The organism is Aeromonas sp. s8, from assembly GCF_040907785.1.
GTDB classification, from domain to species: Bacteria; Pseudomonadota; Gammaproteobacteria; order Enterobacterales; family Aeromonadaceae; genus Aeromonas; species Aeromonas veronii.
This window is the reverse complement of sequence record NZ_JBFOCL010000057.1, coordinates 21,826-36,139: the sequence shown is the minus strand read 5'-3', so window position 1 is coordinate 36,139 and position 14,314 is coordinate 21,826. Positions and strand designations below refer to the sequence as shown.

The window sequence follows — 14,314 nt, the reverse complement described above, 5'->3', positions numbered from 1 at the left end:
CCACCTTCCTTAGTTGACCGCGAACTCGATCTCTTGCTGCATACGGCTCGCCTGCGGCTTGCCATCCACCATGGCCGGTTTGAACGTCCACTTGGCGATGGTTTTGCGCGCCTCTTTGCCGAGGTCATAGCTGCGCGGCTCTTCCTTGACGATCCGCACGTTGCTGACGGTACCGCGCTCGGTGACGGTGAACTCCACCAGCACCTTGCCGGAGGCCAGCCCCGCCAGTGCCGCCTTGCGGGGCATCATGGGCTCGAAGGTTGCCAGCGGAATAGCGCCGTTGTTGCCACCGACGCCGCCACCACCGCCGCCGGTGCTGTAGGCACCCAGCGCGTTGCCACCACCGATATTGACCGGGATGTCGAGCTTGGGCATGTCCATCGGTGCGCTCTCCATCTTCGGCCGATCCGTGCTGGCCACTTCCATCTCGGGAGGCGGCGGCGGACGCTTGGGCGGCGGCGGTTTGGGCAGCTCCCGCTGTTTCTCTTGCAGGGTCTCCTGGGGCTTGAGGCGGATGAAATCGGTCATGGTGACGTCATCCTTCTCCACCAGCTCCCGGTGATCCGGTGTGATCAGCTTGTTCATTCCCAGAAACAGAAAGAACACCACCACACAGGAGACCGCCAACGATATCAGGTATCTCATAGGTCTCTCTCCGGCATCAGCTGCTCTTGTCTGCCGCGATGGAGATGTTCTGGACACCGGCCATGCGGATCTGATCCATGACCTGCACCACCAGACCGGAACGGGATTCGTTATCGGCCTGGATCACCACGGCGCTCTCCGGGTTTTCGGCCCGCAGCCGCTCGATGTTGGCGCGCACCGCCCCCACCTCGACCACCCGCTTGTCGACCCAGACCTGACCGTTTTCGCGCACCGCGACCATGATATTGCCCTTCTTCACCGTCTCGGCCGTGCTGGCACTGGGACGGTTGATCTCGACACCGGACTCCTTAACGAAGGAGGTGGTGACGATGAAGAAGATCAGCATGATGAACACTATGTCCAGCATGGGGGTCAAATCGATAGCCGCCTCGTCAGCACCGCTGTCGCTGTAACGTTTTCTCATAGCAGAAACTCCTTGCTTGTTCTGTGCCCCCGGCAGGCCATGCCTCGCCGGGGGTATGCATCCTGCATCAACCGTGTTTCAGGTTGTCTTCCAGCTTTTGCACCGCCAGTTTGGCCTTGTGATCGAGCTGGTTGACAAAAAACAGGCCGGAAAGGGCGGCGATCATGCCCGCCATGGTCGGTACCGTTGCCTTGGAGATCCCCGATGCCATCGCCCGCGGCGAACCGGTGCCGGTGATGGCCAGGGTGTCAAACACCTGCACCATCCCCACCACGGTGCCGAGCAGCCCCATCAACGGGCAGAGAGCGATCAGCACCTTGATGACCGGCATCCCCTTGTCCACCGCCATGGCGACCCGTGAGACCAGCTCGCGCCGGATCTGCTTGGCAGACCAGGAGAGATGATCGGTGCGGGCCAGCCAGGTCGCCTTGGTCTGCTTCACCTGCTTGGGGTAGACCGCCATGAAGTAGAACCAGCGCTCCAGCAACAGGGCCCACATCATCAGGGTCAGGAAGAACAGGGCGACCAGTACATCGCCCCCCAATCCCAAAAACCGGCGGACCGACTCGACTTCTTCAATCAACCAGAACCACATGGGTGACTCCTTACGCTGCGGCTTTGGAGGCGTGCAGACGTTCCTGGTAACGGGCGACAAAACCGGCGCTCTGCTCTTCCAGCACCTGGATCAGACGACGGCTCTGGGTCTGCACAATGGTGTAGAGGAACAGCATGGGCACCGCGACGACCAGACCCTGCATGGTGGTCACCAGCGCCTCGGAGATACCGCCCGCCATCAGCTTGGGATCGCCAGTGCCGAACAATGTGATGGCCTGGAAGGTGGCGATCATCCCCACTACGGTGCCGAGCAGCCCCAGCAGCGGCGCGACGGAGGCGATCAGCTTGATGATGCTGATGCCCTTCTCGAACTTGGGCACGTTGCGCAGGATGATCTCGTCGAGCTTGGACTCCAGATCCTCGATGTTGTCACCGCGATGGTTCTGGTAGGCCCCCAGCATGTCACCAATGGGGTTACCCTTGATGATCTGATCGGATTTCAGCTGCTTGCGCATGGACGAGCCGATCAGCGAGAGGCGGATACCGCAGAAGATGGCCAGCAGGGTACCGATGACCCCCAATGCCAGGATCACATAACCCACGGAACCACCCTGATCGATACGCTCCTTGAGGGTCGGTGACTGCACCAGCAGGGAGAGGATCACGCCGCGAGACGGGTCGATAAAGATGGGCTTGACCCCGTCACCGCCCTGTTCAAACTCGGCGATGGGAGCCAGCACGCTCTTCTCCGGTTGACGGGAGAGCTGCTCGAACTTGCCGGTCTCCGGCACGAAGGTGAGGTACTTGCCTTCGGAGACAGTGTTGAACTCGCCGATCTGGGTGACGGTCTTCTCGGCCTGGTTGCCCTCGCCGTAAACCACGGTCGCCGGGATCTGGCTCACCTTGCCACCGTCCACCATGCGGCTGAGGGTGGTGGTCCAGAACGCTTCCAGATCGTCGCTGGAGGGGAGCTCTTTACTCTCGGCCAGACGGGTCAACAGGGCGGATTGCTCCGGATGCTCGACCCGACGAGCGGAGGCGTTGAAGATCCCCTTGAACTCACCGGCGAACTGACGCAGTACACCAAACATCTCGCCCATGTTGCCGGAACGCTGGCGCAGGGTTTCGGTCAGCTCGGTCAGCTGCTTGTCGTTGGCATCGAAGGTCGCCTTGAGCTGCTCGCCCTTGGCGGTTTCGGCTGCCAGCTCGGCCTTGGCCTTGGCCAGCAGCGCCCCCTGCTCGTTCTTGTCAGCCAGGAAGCGGGCTTCCCGCTCCTTGTTGAGTTGGGATTCGCTCAGGCTGGAGGCCTTGACCTGGTTCAGCAGCGCATTGAGATCCACCGGTTTTTCGGCGGCGGTCACCGGCAGGGTGACCAGGGTTGCTCCCGCAATCAGGGAGGCAATAGCAAGTTTGATTCCTTTCATGATGCTTTCTCCGCAGTTTGAACCGGCAGCTTGATCAGCGCGGGAGGCGCCTGCTTCTTGGCGATGCGAAGGCCCTGTTCAACCGCACTGCGATACTCCTGAGGCAATTCTTCCCACTGGCGGGTCTGCTTGTTCCACATGCCGGTCTCCTGACCATCCGGGGACTGGTAAAGCAGCGCGATGCGACCAACGCGCAGGAACTCGTAGGTCTTCTCGCTGCCATCCTTGTCCAGGCTCGCCTTGTAGGCCTCGATGGTGCGACTGAAGCCCTCCTCGATCTGGTATGCCTCCAGGATCTTGCGGTACTTCTCGGAGATGGTGACATCGGCCCGGTTCATCAGGTCGGTCAGAGCCGCCACGCGGTCCTCCCGCTCGACCTTCTGGAACGGCAGATCCAGTGACACAAACTGCTCGAGGGAGTCGATCATCTTGAGCATCAAGGGCACCACTTCGGTGCTGGTCTGGTCGATCTGGGCGATCTGCTTTTGCATCGATGCCAGCTCGGCGCTCTGGGACTCGACCATCTTGCTCACCTGCTCGTTGTAGGTACGCAGACTGTCGACCTGACGCAGGGCGGCCTTGTACTGGGCCAGTGCGGATTCGGCAGATTCGGCATAGCTGTCGATCTTCTGCTGGGAAACTTTGGATGCGTTGTCGGTGGTGGCTTGAGCGTCCACGGCCTGACCGGCAGTGGCGGCACTCAGATTGAAGCTGGTCAACAAGGCGGCCGAAACCAGGCTGCCAAGGAGCGCTTTCTTCATTGTAATGGTCCTTGTCTTCATAGGATTACCCTATCTCCGTAACTTCCTTGGACGTTGGGCACAGCCGACCCGACCGGGCCGGCTGAGGTTGTATATCAACAGGGTTGATTAGAATTTCTGGGTGTAATCGATGTAGTAGATGCGACCGTCGATGCTGTAGAGGTCTTCATCGTAAGTGAAGCCATCATTGGACAGGGAAGGCCCGCGGTTGAACATGTTCTTCACACCGGTCTGGATCTTGCCATTCCAGCTGGTATCGACCGCCACGTTCAGGTTCCAGACGGTGTTGGAAGCGATATGACCCTCTTCCTGACCATTCACGTAATCCTGACTCTGGGAATCGATATAGTTGGCGCTCAGGTAGGTATCCAGATTCCACAGCTGCGGGAAGTTGGCACCGATCCCGGAGTTGAGGCGCAAGTCGGGTTTACCATTCCAACCCTTCTTGTCGATCATCGGACCACCGGCAAACAGACCCTCTTCGTACTGCAGGATGTAAGTACCACCGAAGTCATAACGCAGGGTGAAGGTGTTGAAGTCGTACTTGTAATCGGCTTTAAAATCTACACCACTGGTCTTGAGTTGCCCCAAGTTGACCATGCCAGCCTTGATCTCCTTGATGGTGCCGTTGGGGAGACGAATTACGTTCGGGTTGCTGCCACTGTTCAGCTCCTGATAAATCTGGGTTTGTGCTGTGGCTAGCTGGATCACATCATCAATCTTGATGTAGTAGTAATCGAGTGACAGATTCAAGTTGTCCAGCGGGTTGTAAGCAGCCCCGATAGTGAAGGTATCAGCCGTCTCCTCCTTCAGATTTTTATTGGACTGACGGGTAACGTCATACTGTTTCTCAGGACAGTTAGCTGTGCCGGTAGCATTGCAGCGTACATAGTCCTTGGCATAGTCAGCAGAGAATGAGTCTGCGGCATAGAGATCATCCAGCCCCGGCGCCCGGAACGATTGTGACCAGGAGGTCCGGAACATCAGGTTGTCTAGCGGCTGGTAACGCAAGCTCGCTTTGGGTGAGAAGGCGCTGCCAAAGTCGCTGTACTTGTCATAACGACCCGCAAGGTTCAACTCGACCTGCTCTGTGATGGGGATCAGACTCTCGATGTAGGTGGCAAACACATCGCGCACACCACCACCGGAGTTGCCGGATGAACCTATGACGTTGCCTGCTTCAGACTGACTGTCATAGGTATCGGAGTAAGTCCAGTCGTTATACTCGGAGCCCCAGTACCAACCGATTGGACCGGCAGGCAGTTCGCCCATTTCCCAACCCAAACCGCCATACCACTGGAAAAAGTCCATCTTGGAAGTACGCGAGGTGTCATAAGACAGCAGATCATTTACTGACTTATCAAACTCACCATTGGTGAACTTGCCATCTTTGATTGCATTACGGGCAGCACTTTTGAGGATATAACCGCTACCATCACTGGTATTGTCAGTCTTGGAGTACATGTAACCGGCGTTCCATTCAACATCCCCAACGGCTTCGGTAGGTAGTACACCGTCAAAGCCCAGGTTCATGCTGCCGGTAAAGTCAGTCACATCGTTATCACGGGGGCCAATATTGTTGAATCGATAGAAAATTGCAGCCTGACCGCCAGTGATTCCGTTCGCAGCCAACAACGCTGGATCATCAGTCACAAACGAGCCCGCGGCAGGGGCAAAGCGGCCAAAACTGGTCACCCGAGAGCCGATAAACTGAGGAACAAAATCCACGCTGTCATTGATGTGATAGCGACCATTCACATAGACAGTATCGCGAGAACGAGAGGCTGTTTTAGCAGCAACCTTGGCGAAATCAAAGTTGCACAAACCATCCTGTTCAACAAAGCCGGTCCCGACATTGGCACAGTTGATACCTGCAAGCTGCTTCAGATCGCCTGTATCTAAATCCATGATATTACGGCCAGCCACGCTGGGGGACATTGCACCTTGTAAAGCCAGATAGTCACGGTCACGATAGTAGATCACGTCCTTCTCATCGTGCTCGTAAACCATCATCAGGGACCCTTTCTCCCCATTGACGCCCGCAACCACAGATCCACTCTTCTCATCACCGCCCTCTTCGGTTGGTGAGCCAAGGCGCCCTTGGAATGTCAACCCTTCGAAACCCTCCTTGAGGATCACGTTGATAACACCGCCGATAGCATCAGAACCATAGAGTGCGGAGCCGCCATCCAGGTTCACTTCCACCCGCTCAACAGCAGCCATGGGGATGGTATTGAGGTTGATGGAAGTGCCCCCCATGGAGGGGGATCCAGCAACACGTTTGCCATTGAGAAGCACCAGGGTCCGTTCTGAGCCCAAGCCACGCAGCCCTACAGTGGCTTGTGACTGAGCAGAACTACCGGAGGATGGGGAGAAACCACCAAAGGAGTTGTAGGAGGCCTGTTTCAGATAATCCGCCACAGTCTGCTGACCAGACTGTTCAATTTGGGCCTTGCTGACAGAGACAACCGGAGTCGCCCCCTCAACATCAACACGGGAGATACGAGAGCCAGTGACTTTGATTTTCTGCAGTTTTTCGACGTTCTGCCCTTCTTCGGCAGATACGGATGGGGACGCCGCAAGGCTCGCCAAGGCGAACGCAATCGCAGCAGAGATTCTGCTCTTCCTAAGCATCGCTTATATCCTTCCTGGTTGTTTATTGTTTGCTTCCTGATACCGCCCTCTTTGGAGCGATGTGTAAGGCTTATCAATCTTTGACTAGCGACGTCAATGGAGCAGGGGTATGGCGAGGTCAGGCGTAGAATAAGCGGAGTGTATTAATTTTGACCGGCATAATTAGTGAATAATTCTGCCAAAAACAACCTGCGCAATGTAAAAACATTGTTAAATGGCATAAATGGCGCTGAATTAAAATTTGATGAACTTATTAGTTAACGTGCTGTCCGTTTATATCTTATTTTGATTTATTGGCATTAATAAGAATAAAACACTAACTTCATGAGGGTTGCACCTGACCGTTCTCATGGGGATAACAGATAAAATTGTCGAGATGACATCGTTTTCCTTCAATTTCACGCCACAAACAAAAACATTACAAATCAACAAGTTAAAGGCACTCAAAACTCAAACAAACAGCTGTTTATATTTTTTAAAATAATGTTGAGCAGTAGCGTTTTGTTTTGATTTTCACTTTTCAGATAAAAAACGTCATTTTTCGGTGCTTTTGGTCTCAGCGGGTCATTTGTCCCAGTTTTCCATTTCCTTGTACTTGATTTTTGTTGCAGAGCTTTTACAGTGGCCAAGCGGATTGTCTGCTGTTTGGCAACCAATCCAGCGCGTAATGCCAGGAAGGACAGGCCCGTCACCGGATTTGACTGGCCGCAAAAAAGAACAACAAGGACGAGGTTCCATCATGCTGTCGTATTTCCTACGCCGGATGCTTTTGATCATCCCGACGTTTCTCGGTATCACCCTGCTCGTCTTCACCATCACCCGTTTCGTGCCGGGCGGACCGGTCGAACGCATGCTGCTGCAAGCCCAGGTTTCCCAGAATGAATCTGGCCGCTCCAGCGGCAGCAAGGGGGCGCAGGCCCTCTCCGATGAACAGATCGAGGAGCTCAAGGCCTTCTATGGGCTCGACAAGCCCATGCTGGTCGCCTACTGGGAGTGGCTGCAGAAGCTGGCGGTGCTGGACCTGGGCGAATCGACCCGCTACTACGAGCCGGTGTGGGATCTCATCAAGGAGCGGCTCCCCGTTACCGCCTTCTTCGGACTGGCGACCTTTCTGCTGAGCTATGCGGTCTCCATTCCGCTCGGGGTGGCGAAGGCGCTCAGGCACAACAGCCGCTTCGACTCGTTAAGCTCCATGCTTATCTACATGGCCTATGCCCTGCCCGCCTACGTGGTGGGGATCTTCCTCATCACCGTCTTCGCCTTCCATCTGGAGTGGCTGCCGATGGGCGGTTTTCCGGGAGACGACTTTGAGTACATGGAGAGCAGCTGGGATCAGATCCGCACTGTCTTTGCCCACGCCCTGCTGCCGCTTATCGCCTACGCCATCGGCGATTTCGCCATCCTCACCATGACTATGAAAAACAGCCTGATGGAGAACCTGTCGGCCGATTATGTGCGTACCGCCGTGGCCAAGGGACTGCCGTTTCGCAAGGCGGTCACCGACCACGCCATGCGCAACAGCCTGATCCCCATCGCCAGTCACCTGGGGTCTGTGCTCACCGTTTTCTTTGGCGGCTCCTTCCTCATCGAGACTATCTTCAACATCGACGGCATCGGCCTGCTCGGTTACGAGGCTATCGTCGAGCGGGATTACCCCACCGTCATGGGCATTCTGGCCATCACCTCCATGCTGATGCTGATTGGCAATATCGTCTCCGATATCTGCGTGGCCCTGGTTGATCCGCGCGTGCGGTTTGGAGATTGACCATGAACCAGACCTCTATTGCCATGCCGATGCTGATATCACGCTATATCGTCTCCGATATTTGTGTTGCACCCTCTGTTGACCCCCGCGTGCGGTTTGGAGACTGACCATGAAGCTCAATCCGGTTACCTTGAAAAAACTCAAGCGCTTCAAGTCGATCAAGCGCGGTTACTACTCCTTCATCATCTTCACCACCCTGGTGCTGCTCTCCCTGCTGGCGGAGCTGCTGGTCAACAGCCGGGCACTGATGGTGAGCTATCAGGGCCAGCTGCACTTCCCCACCTATGGCGATGTGATCCCCGGTCAGCAGTTTGGGCTCGATTACGAGTACGAAACCAACTACCGCCAGCTCAAGGCAAAATTTGCCGCAGAGGGCCAGGGCGACTGGGTGCTGCTGCCGCCAGTGCCCTGGAACCCCTACGAGCAGGATTTCAAAGAGGATGCCTACCCGCCTTACGCCCCCAGCGTGGCCGAGCGCCACTTCCTCGGCACCGACACCAGCGGCCGCGACGTGCTGGCGCGACTGGTTTACGGCTTTCGCATCGCCATCGGCTTTGCCTTTATCGCGCTGGCGGCCAGTTACGCCATCGGAGTCACCATCGGCTGTCTGATGGGCTTTCTCGGCGGCCGCTTTGACCTCATCCTGCAACGCTTTATCGAGATCTGGTCCCAGGTGCCATTTCTCTACGTCATCATGATCCTGGTGTCGCTGGCCAAGCCCAACTTCGGCCTGTTTGTTGCCATCAACGTGCTGTTCGGCTGGATGGGGATCACCTGGTATATGCGTACCCTCACCTACAAGGAGCGGGCGCGGGACTATGTGATGGCAGCGCGAGCGCAAGGGGCCACCACCGGGCGGATCATCTTCAACCACATCCTGCCCAACACCCTGATGATGATCGTCACCCTGGCGCCGTTCGCCGTGGTGGGCAATATCTCCACCCTGACGGCACTCGACTATCTGGGCTTCGGGCTGGCACCGCCGACCCCGAGCTGGGGGGAGTTGCTCTCCCAGGGCATCAACAATCTGGATGCCATCTGGATCGTCAGCTCGGTGGTGGCAGCAGTGAGTCTGGTGCTGATCATGGTCTCCTTTATCGGCGAGGCGATCCGCGAGGCGTTCGATCCGCGTAAATTTACCCGTTACCAATAAGCCAGCCGATGCCAGCGCATCGGCAGGCGCCGGATAACGAACAGTGATTAATGAAGGACGGGCCGCCGCCATCGGCGGTCCCGGGAGCAAGGGATAATCCCGTTATCAATCAAGACCCCCAGTGCAGGGGTCAGACCTGGAAGTCAAACATGAAAAATAAAATCAAATGGATGGGTGCTCTCTTTGTGCTGGTAAACGGATCCTGGGTCTGGGCGGCCAGCCTGCCCGCGGATCTCAAATGGGAGACCAACGACACGGATCCTGTGTTCGCCTCCCCCAAGGCGCTGCCGGGCGGCAGCCTCAATATGTTTGTGGAGAGCTTTCCGCTGACGTTCCGCACCGTGGGGCCTGACTCCAACGGATCGTTCCGCTCCTTTATTCTCGATAACCAGTTGCGACTCATCAGCTTCCACCCCAATACCGGCAACCCCATCCCCTCGCTGGCGACCCACTGGGCCATCGCGCCAGACAGCCAGACCGTCTACTTCAAGCTGGATCCGCGAGCCAAATGGTCGGATGGCAAGCCGGTCAATGCCGATGACTACACCTTCGGCTACGAGATGATGCGCTCCAAGCACATCAAGGGGCCCTGGTTCAACAATTACTACACCACTGAAGTGGTCGCGGTAGAGAAGATCGATGATCACACCATTCTGGTCAAAGCGGGCAACCGCAAGGCCAAGATGGACCTGCTCAACACCACCGAGCTGTGGCCCCAGCCCAAGCACTACTACAAGCTGACCCCCAACTGGGTGAAGCAGTACAACTGGGCCGTGGTGCCCACCACCGGCCCCTACGTGATCAGCGACGTCAAGAAGGGCAAGTCGGTCACCTTCAGCAAACAGAAGGATTGGTGGGCAAAAGACGATCGCTACAACCAGCACAGATTCAACATCGACACCATCAAGGTGCAGGTGATCCGCGACCACAACATCGCCTTCCGCCACTTCCTGAAAGGGGAGCTCGATACCTTCGAGATGATCCTGCCCAACTGGTGGCATGAAAAAGCGGTCACCCCGGAGTACAAAAAAGGCTACGTGCAGAAGGTAATGGCCATGACCGACACCAAACAGGGCGGTCAGGGTGTGCACCTCAATGTGGCCAACCCCAAGCTGGCGGATGTGAACGTGCGCCTCGGCATCCAGCACGCCTTCAACATCGACAAGATGATCGAGACCGTGCTGCGCGGCGACTATGACAGAGCCACCACCTTCGACTCGGGCTTTGGCGAGTTCACTGACATCACGCTGCCACAGCGGGCTTATGACATAAGCAAGGCGCGGGAGTACTTTGCCAAGGGCGGCTACAACAAGCCGGGGCCGGACGGCATCCTGCAAAATGAGAAGGGTGAGCGGCTGACGCTGGCGCTCACCTACACCAGTCAGGAGCACTCCAAGCGACTGACCGTGCTGAAAGAGGAGGCCAAGAAGGCAGGTCTGGAGCTGGAGCTCAATCTGGTGGATGGCGCCACCGGCTTCAAGGTGATGCTGGAGAAGAAACACGAAGCGGCCTGGCTCGGCTGGGGCGGCGGCGGTCTCTATCCGCAATATTGGGAGTTTTTCCACTCCGCCAACGCCAACAAGCCGCAGACCAACAACCTGTTCAACGTAGCGGACAAGGAGCTGGACGCGCTGATCGACGCCTACAACGTCGAATTCGACATGGCCAAACGGGCCAAGCTCTCCCAGCAGATCCAGCAGCGCATCTATGACCTCGCCATCTTCGTGCCCGGGGTGCAGCTCAACTATGTGCGGGCCAGCAGCTGGCGTTATGTGATGCTGCCGGAAGTGCCTGCCACCAAGAACACGCCGGATCTGCTCTACTGGCCGATGGACGGTTATCCTCACAGTAGTGGCGGTCTGCTCTGGCTCGATCCCAAGGTGAAGGAAGAGACCCGCAACGCCAAGGAGGCAGGGGAGGCGCTGGCGCCCATCAACCTGCTCGACAAGACCTATGCACGTCATTGATATTCAGGCCATTGCGAAGGGAGCAGCCGTTATGCCCAACACCCAGGCCCCCATTCTTGACGTACCGGATAACGGGGGGGAGTTCGCCGCTGATAACGGCCAGCACCCAGCTCCAATCCTCGAAGTACGCGATCTTGAGGTGGAGTTCGCCGTCGATGACGGCAAGATCAAGGTGCTCGACGGGGTCAGCTTCAAGGTGGCTCCAGGTCAAACGCTGGGGATCGTCGGCGAGTCCGGCTGTGGCAAGAGTGTCACTTCACTCGCCATCATGGGGCTGCTGCCCAAGCCCCACGGTCAGGTAGTCGCCGGTTCCATCCGCTTTCAGGGGGAGGAGCTGCTGTCGCTTGCGCCGGATCAGATGTACAAGGTGCGCGGCAACCGCATCTCGATGATCTTTCAGGAGCCGATGACGGCCCTCAACCCGGTGCAGACAGTGGGGGAGCAGCTGATGGAGGTGTTTCGCCTCCATCGCCCCGAGTATGACAAAGCCCAACGCAAAGTTGCGGCCATCGGCATGCTGCAGAAGGTGGGGATCCCGGAACCGGCCCAGCGCTTTGCGGTCTATCCCCACAACCTCTCCGGCGGTATGCGCCAGCGGGTGATGATCGCCATGGCGCTCTCCTGCGAGCCGGACCTGCTTATCTGCGACGAGCCGACCACGGCGCTGGATGTCACCATTCAGGCCCAGATCCTCGAACTGATGAAAGAGCTACAGGCCCAGACCGGGATGGCCATCATCTTTATCACCCACGATCTGGGGGTGGTTGCAGAGCTGTGTGACGAAGTGGTGGTGATGTATGCCGGGCGGGCGGTAGAGCAGGCCGACGTGTTCGAACTGTTTGACCACCCCCGTCACCCCTATACCCACGGCTTGATGAGCTCAATCCCGCGCCTTGAGGATGAGCCCAAGAGCCTGCTCAAGACCATCAAGGGACAGGTGCCAGCCCTGCACGAGATGCCCGCTGGCTGCCGCTTCTCCAACCGCTGCCCCCATGCGACCGATCTCTGCATCAGCGCCATTCCGGCGGTGGAGCAACTCAATCCGCGCCACCATGTCGCCTGTCACTACTGGAAGGAGTTGACCCCATGAGCACTCTGTTATCGGTCAGGGATCTGAAACAGCACTTCCGGCTGGGAGGCGGCTTCCTGCGCAAGCAATATACGGTTCACGCGGTGGATGGCATCAGTTTCGACCTGAAACAGGGGGAGACGCTGGGGCTGGTGGGTGAGTCGGGCTGCGGCAAGTCCACCCTCGGGCGCAGCCTGCTCAAGCTGTTCGAGCCGACCGCGGGCACCATCACCTTCGAGGGGCGCGACATCACCGCCCTTAGCCCGAAGGAGATGCGCTCCCTGCGTCAGGAGATGCAGATGGTGTTTCAGGACCCTGCAGAATCCCTAAATAGCCGCCATACCGTGGGCCAGATTTTGGAAGAACCCTTCATCATCCACGGTAAAGGCAACACTGAGCAGCGCCGCGGCTGGGTGCAGGAGTTGCTGGCGAAAGTGGGCCTGCCGGGCAGCGCGGTGGATCGCTACCCCCACGAGTTTTCCGGCGGTCAGCGCCAGCGGATCGGCATCGCCCGCGCCATCGCCCTCAAGCCCAAGCTGCTGGTGTGCGACGAGGCTGTCTCGGCCCTCGATGTCTCGGTGCAGTCGCAGATCGTCAACCTGCTGCTCAGCCTGCAGCGGGAGATGAATCTCTCCATCATCTTCATCGCCCACGATCTGTCGGTGGTCAAACACATCTCGGATCGCATCGCGGTGATGTATCTGGGACGGATCGTCGAGCTGGCGAATGCCCAGTCGCTCTATCTGGCGCCACGCCACCCTTACACCCAGGCGTTGATCTCTGCCATTCCGGTGCCGGACCCGCGCAGGCGCAGCCAGCGCATTCTGCTGACCGGCGATGTGCCCTCCCCCATCTCGCCGCCAAGCGGCTGCCACTTCCACCAGCGCTGCCCCCATGCGACCGAGCTGTGCAAAAGCAAGGCGCCAAGGCTTGAGGCGTGTGATGAGGCCCATCATCAGGTGGCCTGTCACACTCCGCTCGCCATCGGTGGTCACGCCATCAGTGACAACGCTATAAGCAGCGACAGCAGGCTGGAACAGGCGAGCTAGGCGCAGCGAACAAACCCCAGGGTAGAAACAGACGAGGCGGCCATCAGGCCGCCTCGTGCTATCGGATCACTCTCGCAATATCGAGCCACGGCTGCCGCTTGTCAGGCAATCTGGTAGCGGCCGGGCTTGTGGTTGAGTGTCAACACCAGATTACAGATAACTGCCGCCACGATGGAGAGCGCCAGGATCCAGGGCTGCACCACGAAAAACGAGGCAACAACAATGGCGCAATCGAGCCCCATCTGCAGCTTACCCGCCCGGATGCCAAAGCGATCCTGAATAAAGAGCGCCAGAATGTTGAAGCCCCCCAGACTCGACTTGTGACGGAACATAATAAGCAGCCCCATGCCAATCAAGGTACCGCCGATCAGCGCCGCATAGAGAGGCTCTATCTTGCCGATCTGCAACACCCCGTTGAGGTGATCGGTCATGTAGGAGACCGCCGCCACCGAGACAAAAGTGTTGAAGGTAAAACGTGGCCCCATCCGCAGCCATGCCAGCGCATAGAAGGGCAGGTTGATGCCGAAAAACAGCAGGCCGAAGCTGATACCGGTCACCTTTTGCAGCAGCAGCGCCAGCCCGGCCGTCCCGCCAGTGAGCAGGCCAACCTGATGAAACAGAAAGATGCCGAGGGAAACAAAGCCGGCCGCCGTCAGCAGGGCCAGCACATCCTCATAAATAGGATGGGCAGTGCGAATCGAGGTGTTGTCCATAACCTGTATCCAAGCGAAGTAAAGAGAGAGTGTCTGTCGCCTGCCGTTGCGGGCGGGCTGCGAGCCCTGTCTACAGGGCTTCGTTATGGGGTCCAGTCTATTTTTTGTGAAAAGGATCACAACAGTCGGCTTGAACGCCCCATTCTGGTGCCTGT

12 protein-coding genes are annotated in these 14,314 nt (G+C 57.7%); 5 read left to right on the top strand and 7 right to left on the bottom strand.

Annotated features, from left to right (window positions below):
- Nucleotides 1-9: 9 nt before the first annotated feature.
- The 6 genes from AB5Y86_RS19550 to AB5Y86_RS19525 form a co-directional block, all read right to left on the bottom strand.
- Complete coding sequence (locus AB5Y86_RS19550; protein WP_005343441.1) at nucleotides 10-645, bottom strand: energy transducer TonB; 636 nt, start codon at nucleotides 643-645, stop codon at nucleotides 10-12.
- Nucleotides 646-661: 16 nt separating this feature from the next.
- Nucleotides 662-1,069 (bottom strand): biopolymer transporter ExbD, encoded by a 408-nt coding sequence (locus tag AB5Y86_RS19545; RefSeq protein ID WP_005338933.1) that lies wholly within the window; start codon nucleotides 1,067-1,069, stop codon nucleotides 662-664.
- A gap of 67 nt (nucleotides 1,070-1,136) precedes the next feature.
- Nucleotides 1,137-1,664, bottom strand: a complete 528-nt coding sequence (locus AB5Y86_RS19540) for a MotA/TolQ/ExbB proton channel family protein (RefSeq protein WP_005338936.1) — start codon at nucleotides 1,662-1,664, stop codon at nucleotides 1,137-1,139.
- A gap of 10 nt (nucleotides 1,665-1,674) precedes the next feature.
- Nucleotides 1,675-3,048: a MotA/TolQ/ExbB proton channel family protein gene (locus AB5Y86_RS19535; RefSeq protein ID WP_042054929.1), complete on the bottom strand. Its 1,374-nt coding sequence runs from the start codon at nucleotides 3,046-3,048 to the stop codon at nucleotides 1,675-1,677.
- On the bottom strand, nucleotides 3,045-3,809 hold the full coding sequence (locus tag AB5Y86_RS19530) for a DUF3450 domain-containing protein (protein ID WP_368193854.1): 765 nt from the start codon (nucleotides 3,807-3,809) through the stop codon (nucleotides 3,045-3,047). The genes AB5Y86_RS19535 and AB5Y86_RS19530 overlap by 4 nt, the downstream gene beginning before the upstream one ends.
- Nucleotides 3,810-3,917: 108 nt before the next feature.
- Nucleotides 3,918-6,443, bottom strand: coding sequence for a TonB-dependent receptor (locus AB5Y86_RS19525; protein ID WP_368193853.1), 2,526 nt, complete (start codon nucleotides 6,441-6,443; stop codon nucleotides 3,918-3,920).
- A 739-nt stretch (nucleotides 6,444-7,182) separates the two neighbouring features.
- Between AB5Y86_RS19525 and AB5Y86_RS19520 the strand changes: the two genes are divergently transcribed.
- The 5 genes from AB5Y86_RS19520 (at nucleotide 7,183) to AB5Y86_RS19500 (ending at nucleotide 13,446) form a co-directional block, all read left to right on the top strand.
- Nucleotides 7,183-8,208: an ABC transporter permease subunit gene (locus AB5Y86_RS19520; RefSeq protein WP_031227629.1), complete on the top strand. Its 1,026-nt coding sequence runs from the start codon at nucleotides 7,183-7,185 to the stop codon at nucleotides 8,206-8,208.
- Nucleotides 8,209-8,317: 109 nt separating this feature from the next.
- On the top strand, nucleotides 8,318-9,361 hold the full coding sequence (locus AB5Y86_RS19515) for an ABC transporter permease (protein WP_021230406.1): 1,044 nt from the start codon (nucleotides 8,318-8,320) through the stop codon (nucleotides 9,359-9,361).
- A gap of 149 nt (nucleotides 9,362-9,510) precedes the next feature.
- The gene (locus tag AB5Y86_RS19510; protein ID WP_368193852.1) at nucleotides 9,511-11,328 is read left to right on the top strand and encodes an extracellular solute-binding protein; all 1,818 of its coding nucleotides are present in this window, start codon (nucleotides 9,511-9,513) and stop codon (nucleotides 11,326-11,328) included.
- A 31-nt stretch (nucleotides 11,329-11,359) separates the two neighbouring features.
- On the top strand, nucleotides 11,360-12,418 hold the full coding sequence (locus tag AB5Y86_RS19505) for an ABC transporter ATP-binding protein (RefSeq protein WP_368193851.1): 1,059 nt from the start codon (nucleotides 11,360-11,362) through the stop codon (nucleotides 12,416-12,418).
- Complete coding sequence (locus tag AB5Y86_RS19500; RefSeq protein ID WP_368193850.1) at nucleotides 12,415-13,446, top strand: ABC transporter ATP-binding protein; 1,032 nt, start codon at nucleotides 12,415-12,417, stop codon at nucleotides 13,444-13,446. The genes AB5Y86_RS19505 and AB5Y86_RS19500 overlap by 4 nt, the downstream gene beginning before the upstream one ends.
- A gap of 101 nt (nucleotides 13,447-13,547) precedes the next feature.
- Here AB5Y86_RS19500 and AB5Y86_RS19495 read toward each other — a convergent pair whose 3' ends face one another.
- Nucleotides 13,548-14,159 (bottom strand): YitT family protein, encoded by a 612-nt coding sequence (locus tag AB5Y86_RS19495; RefSeq protein ID WP_005349421.1) that lies wholly within the window; start codon nucleotides 14,157-14,159, stop codon nucleotides 13,548-13,550.
- Between the last annotated feature and the right edge of the window lie 155 nt (nucleotides 14,160-14,314).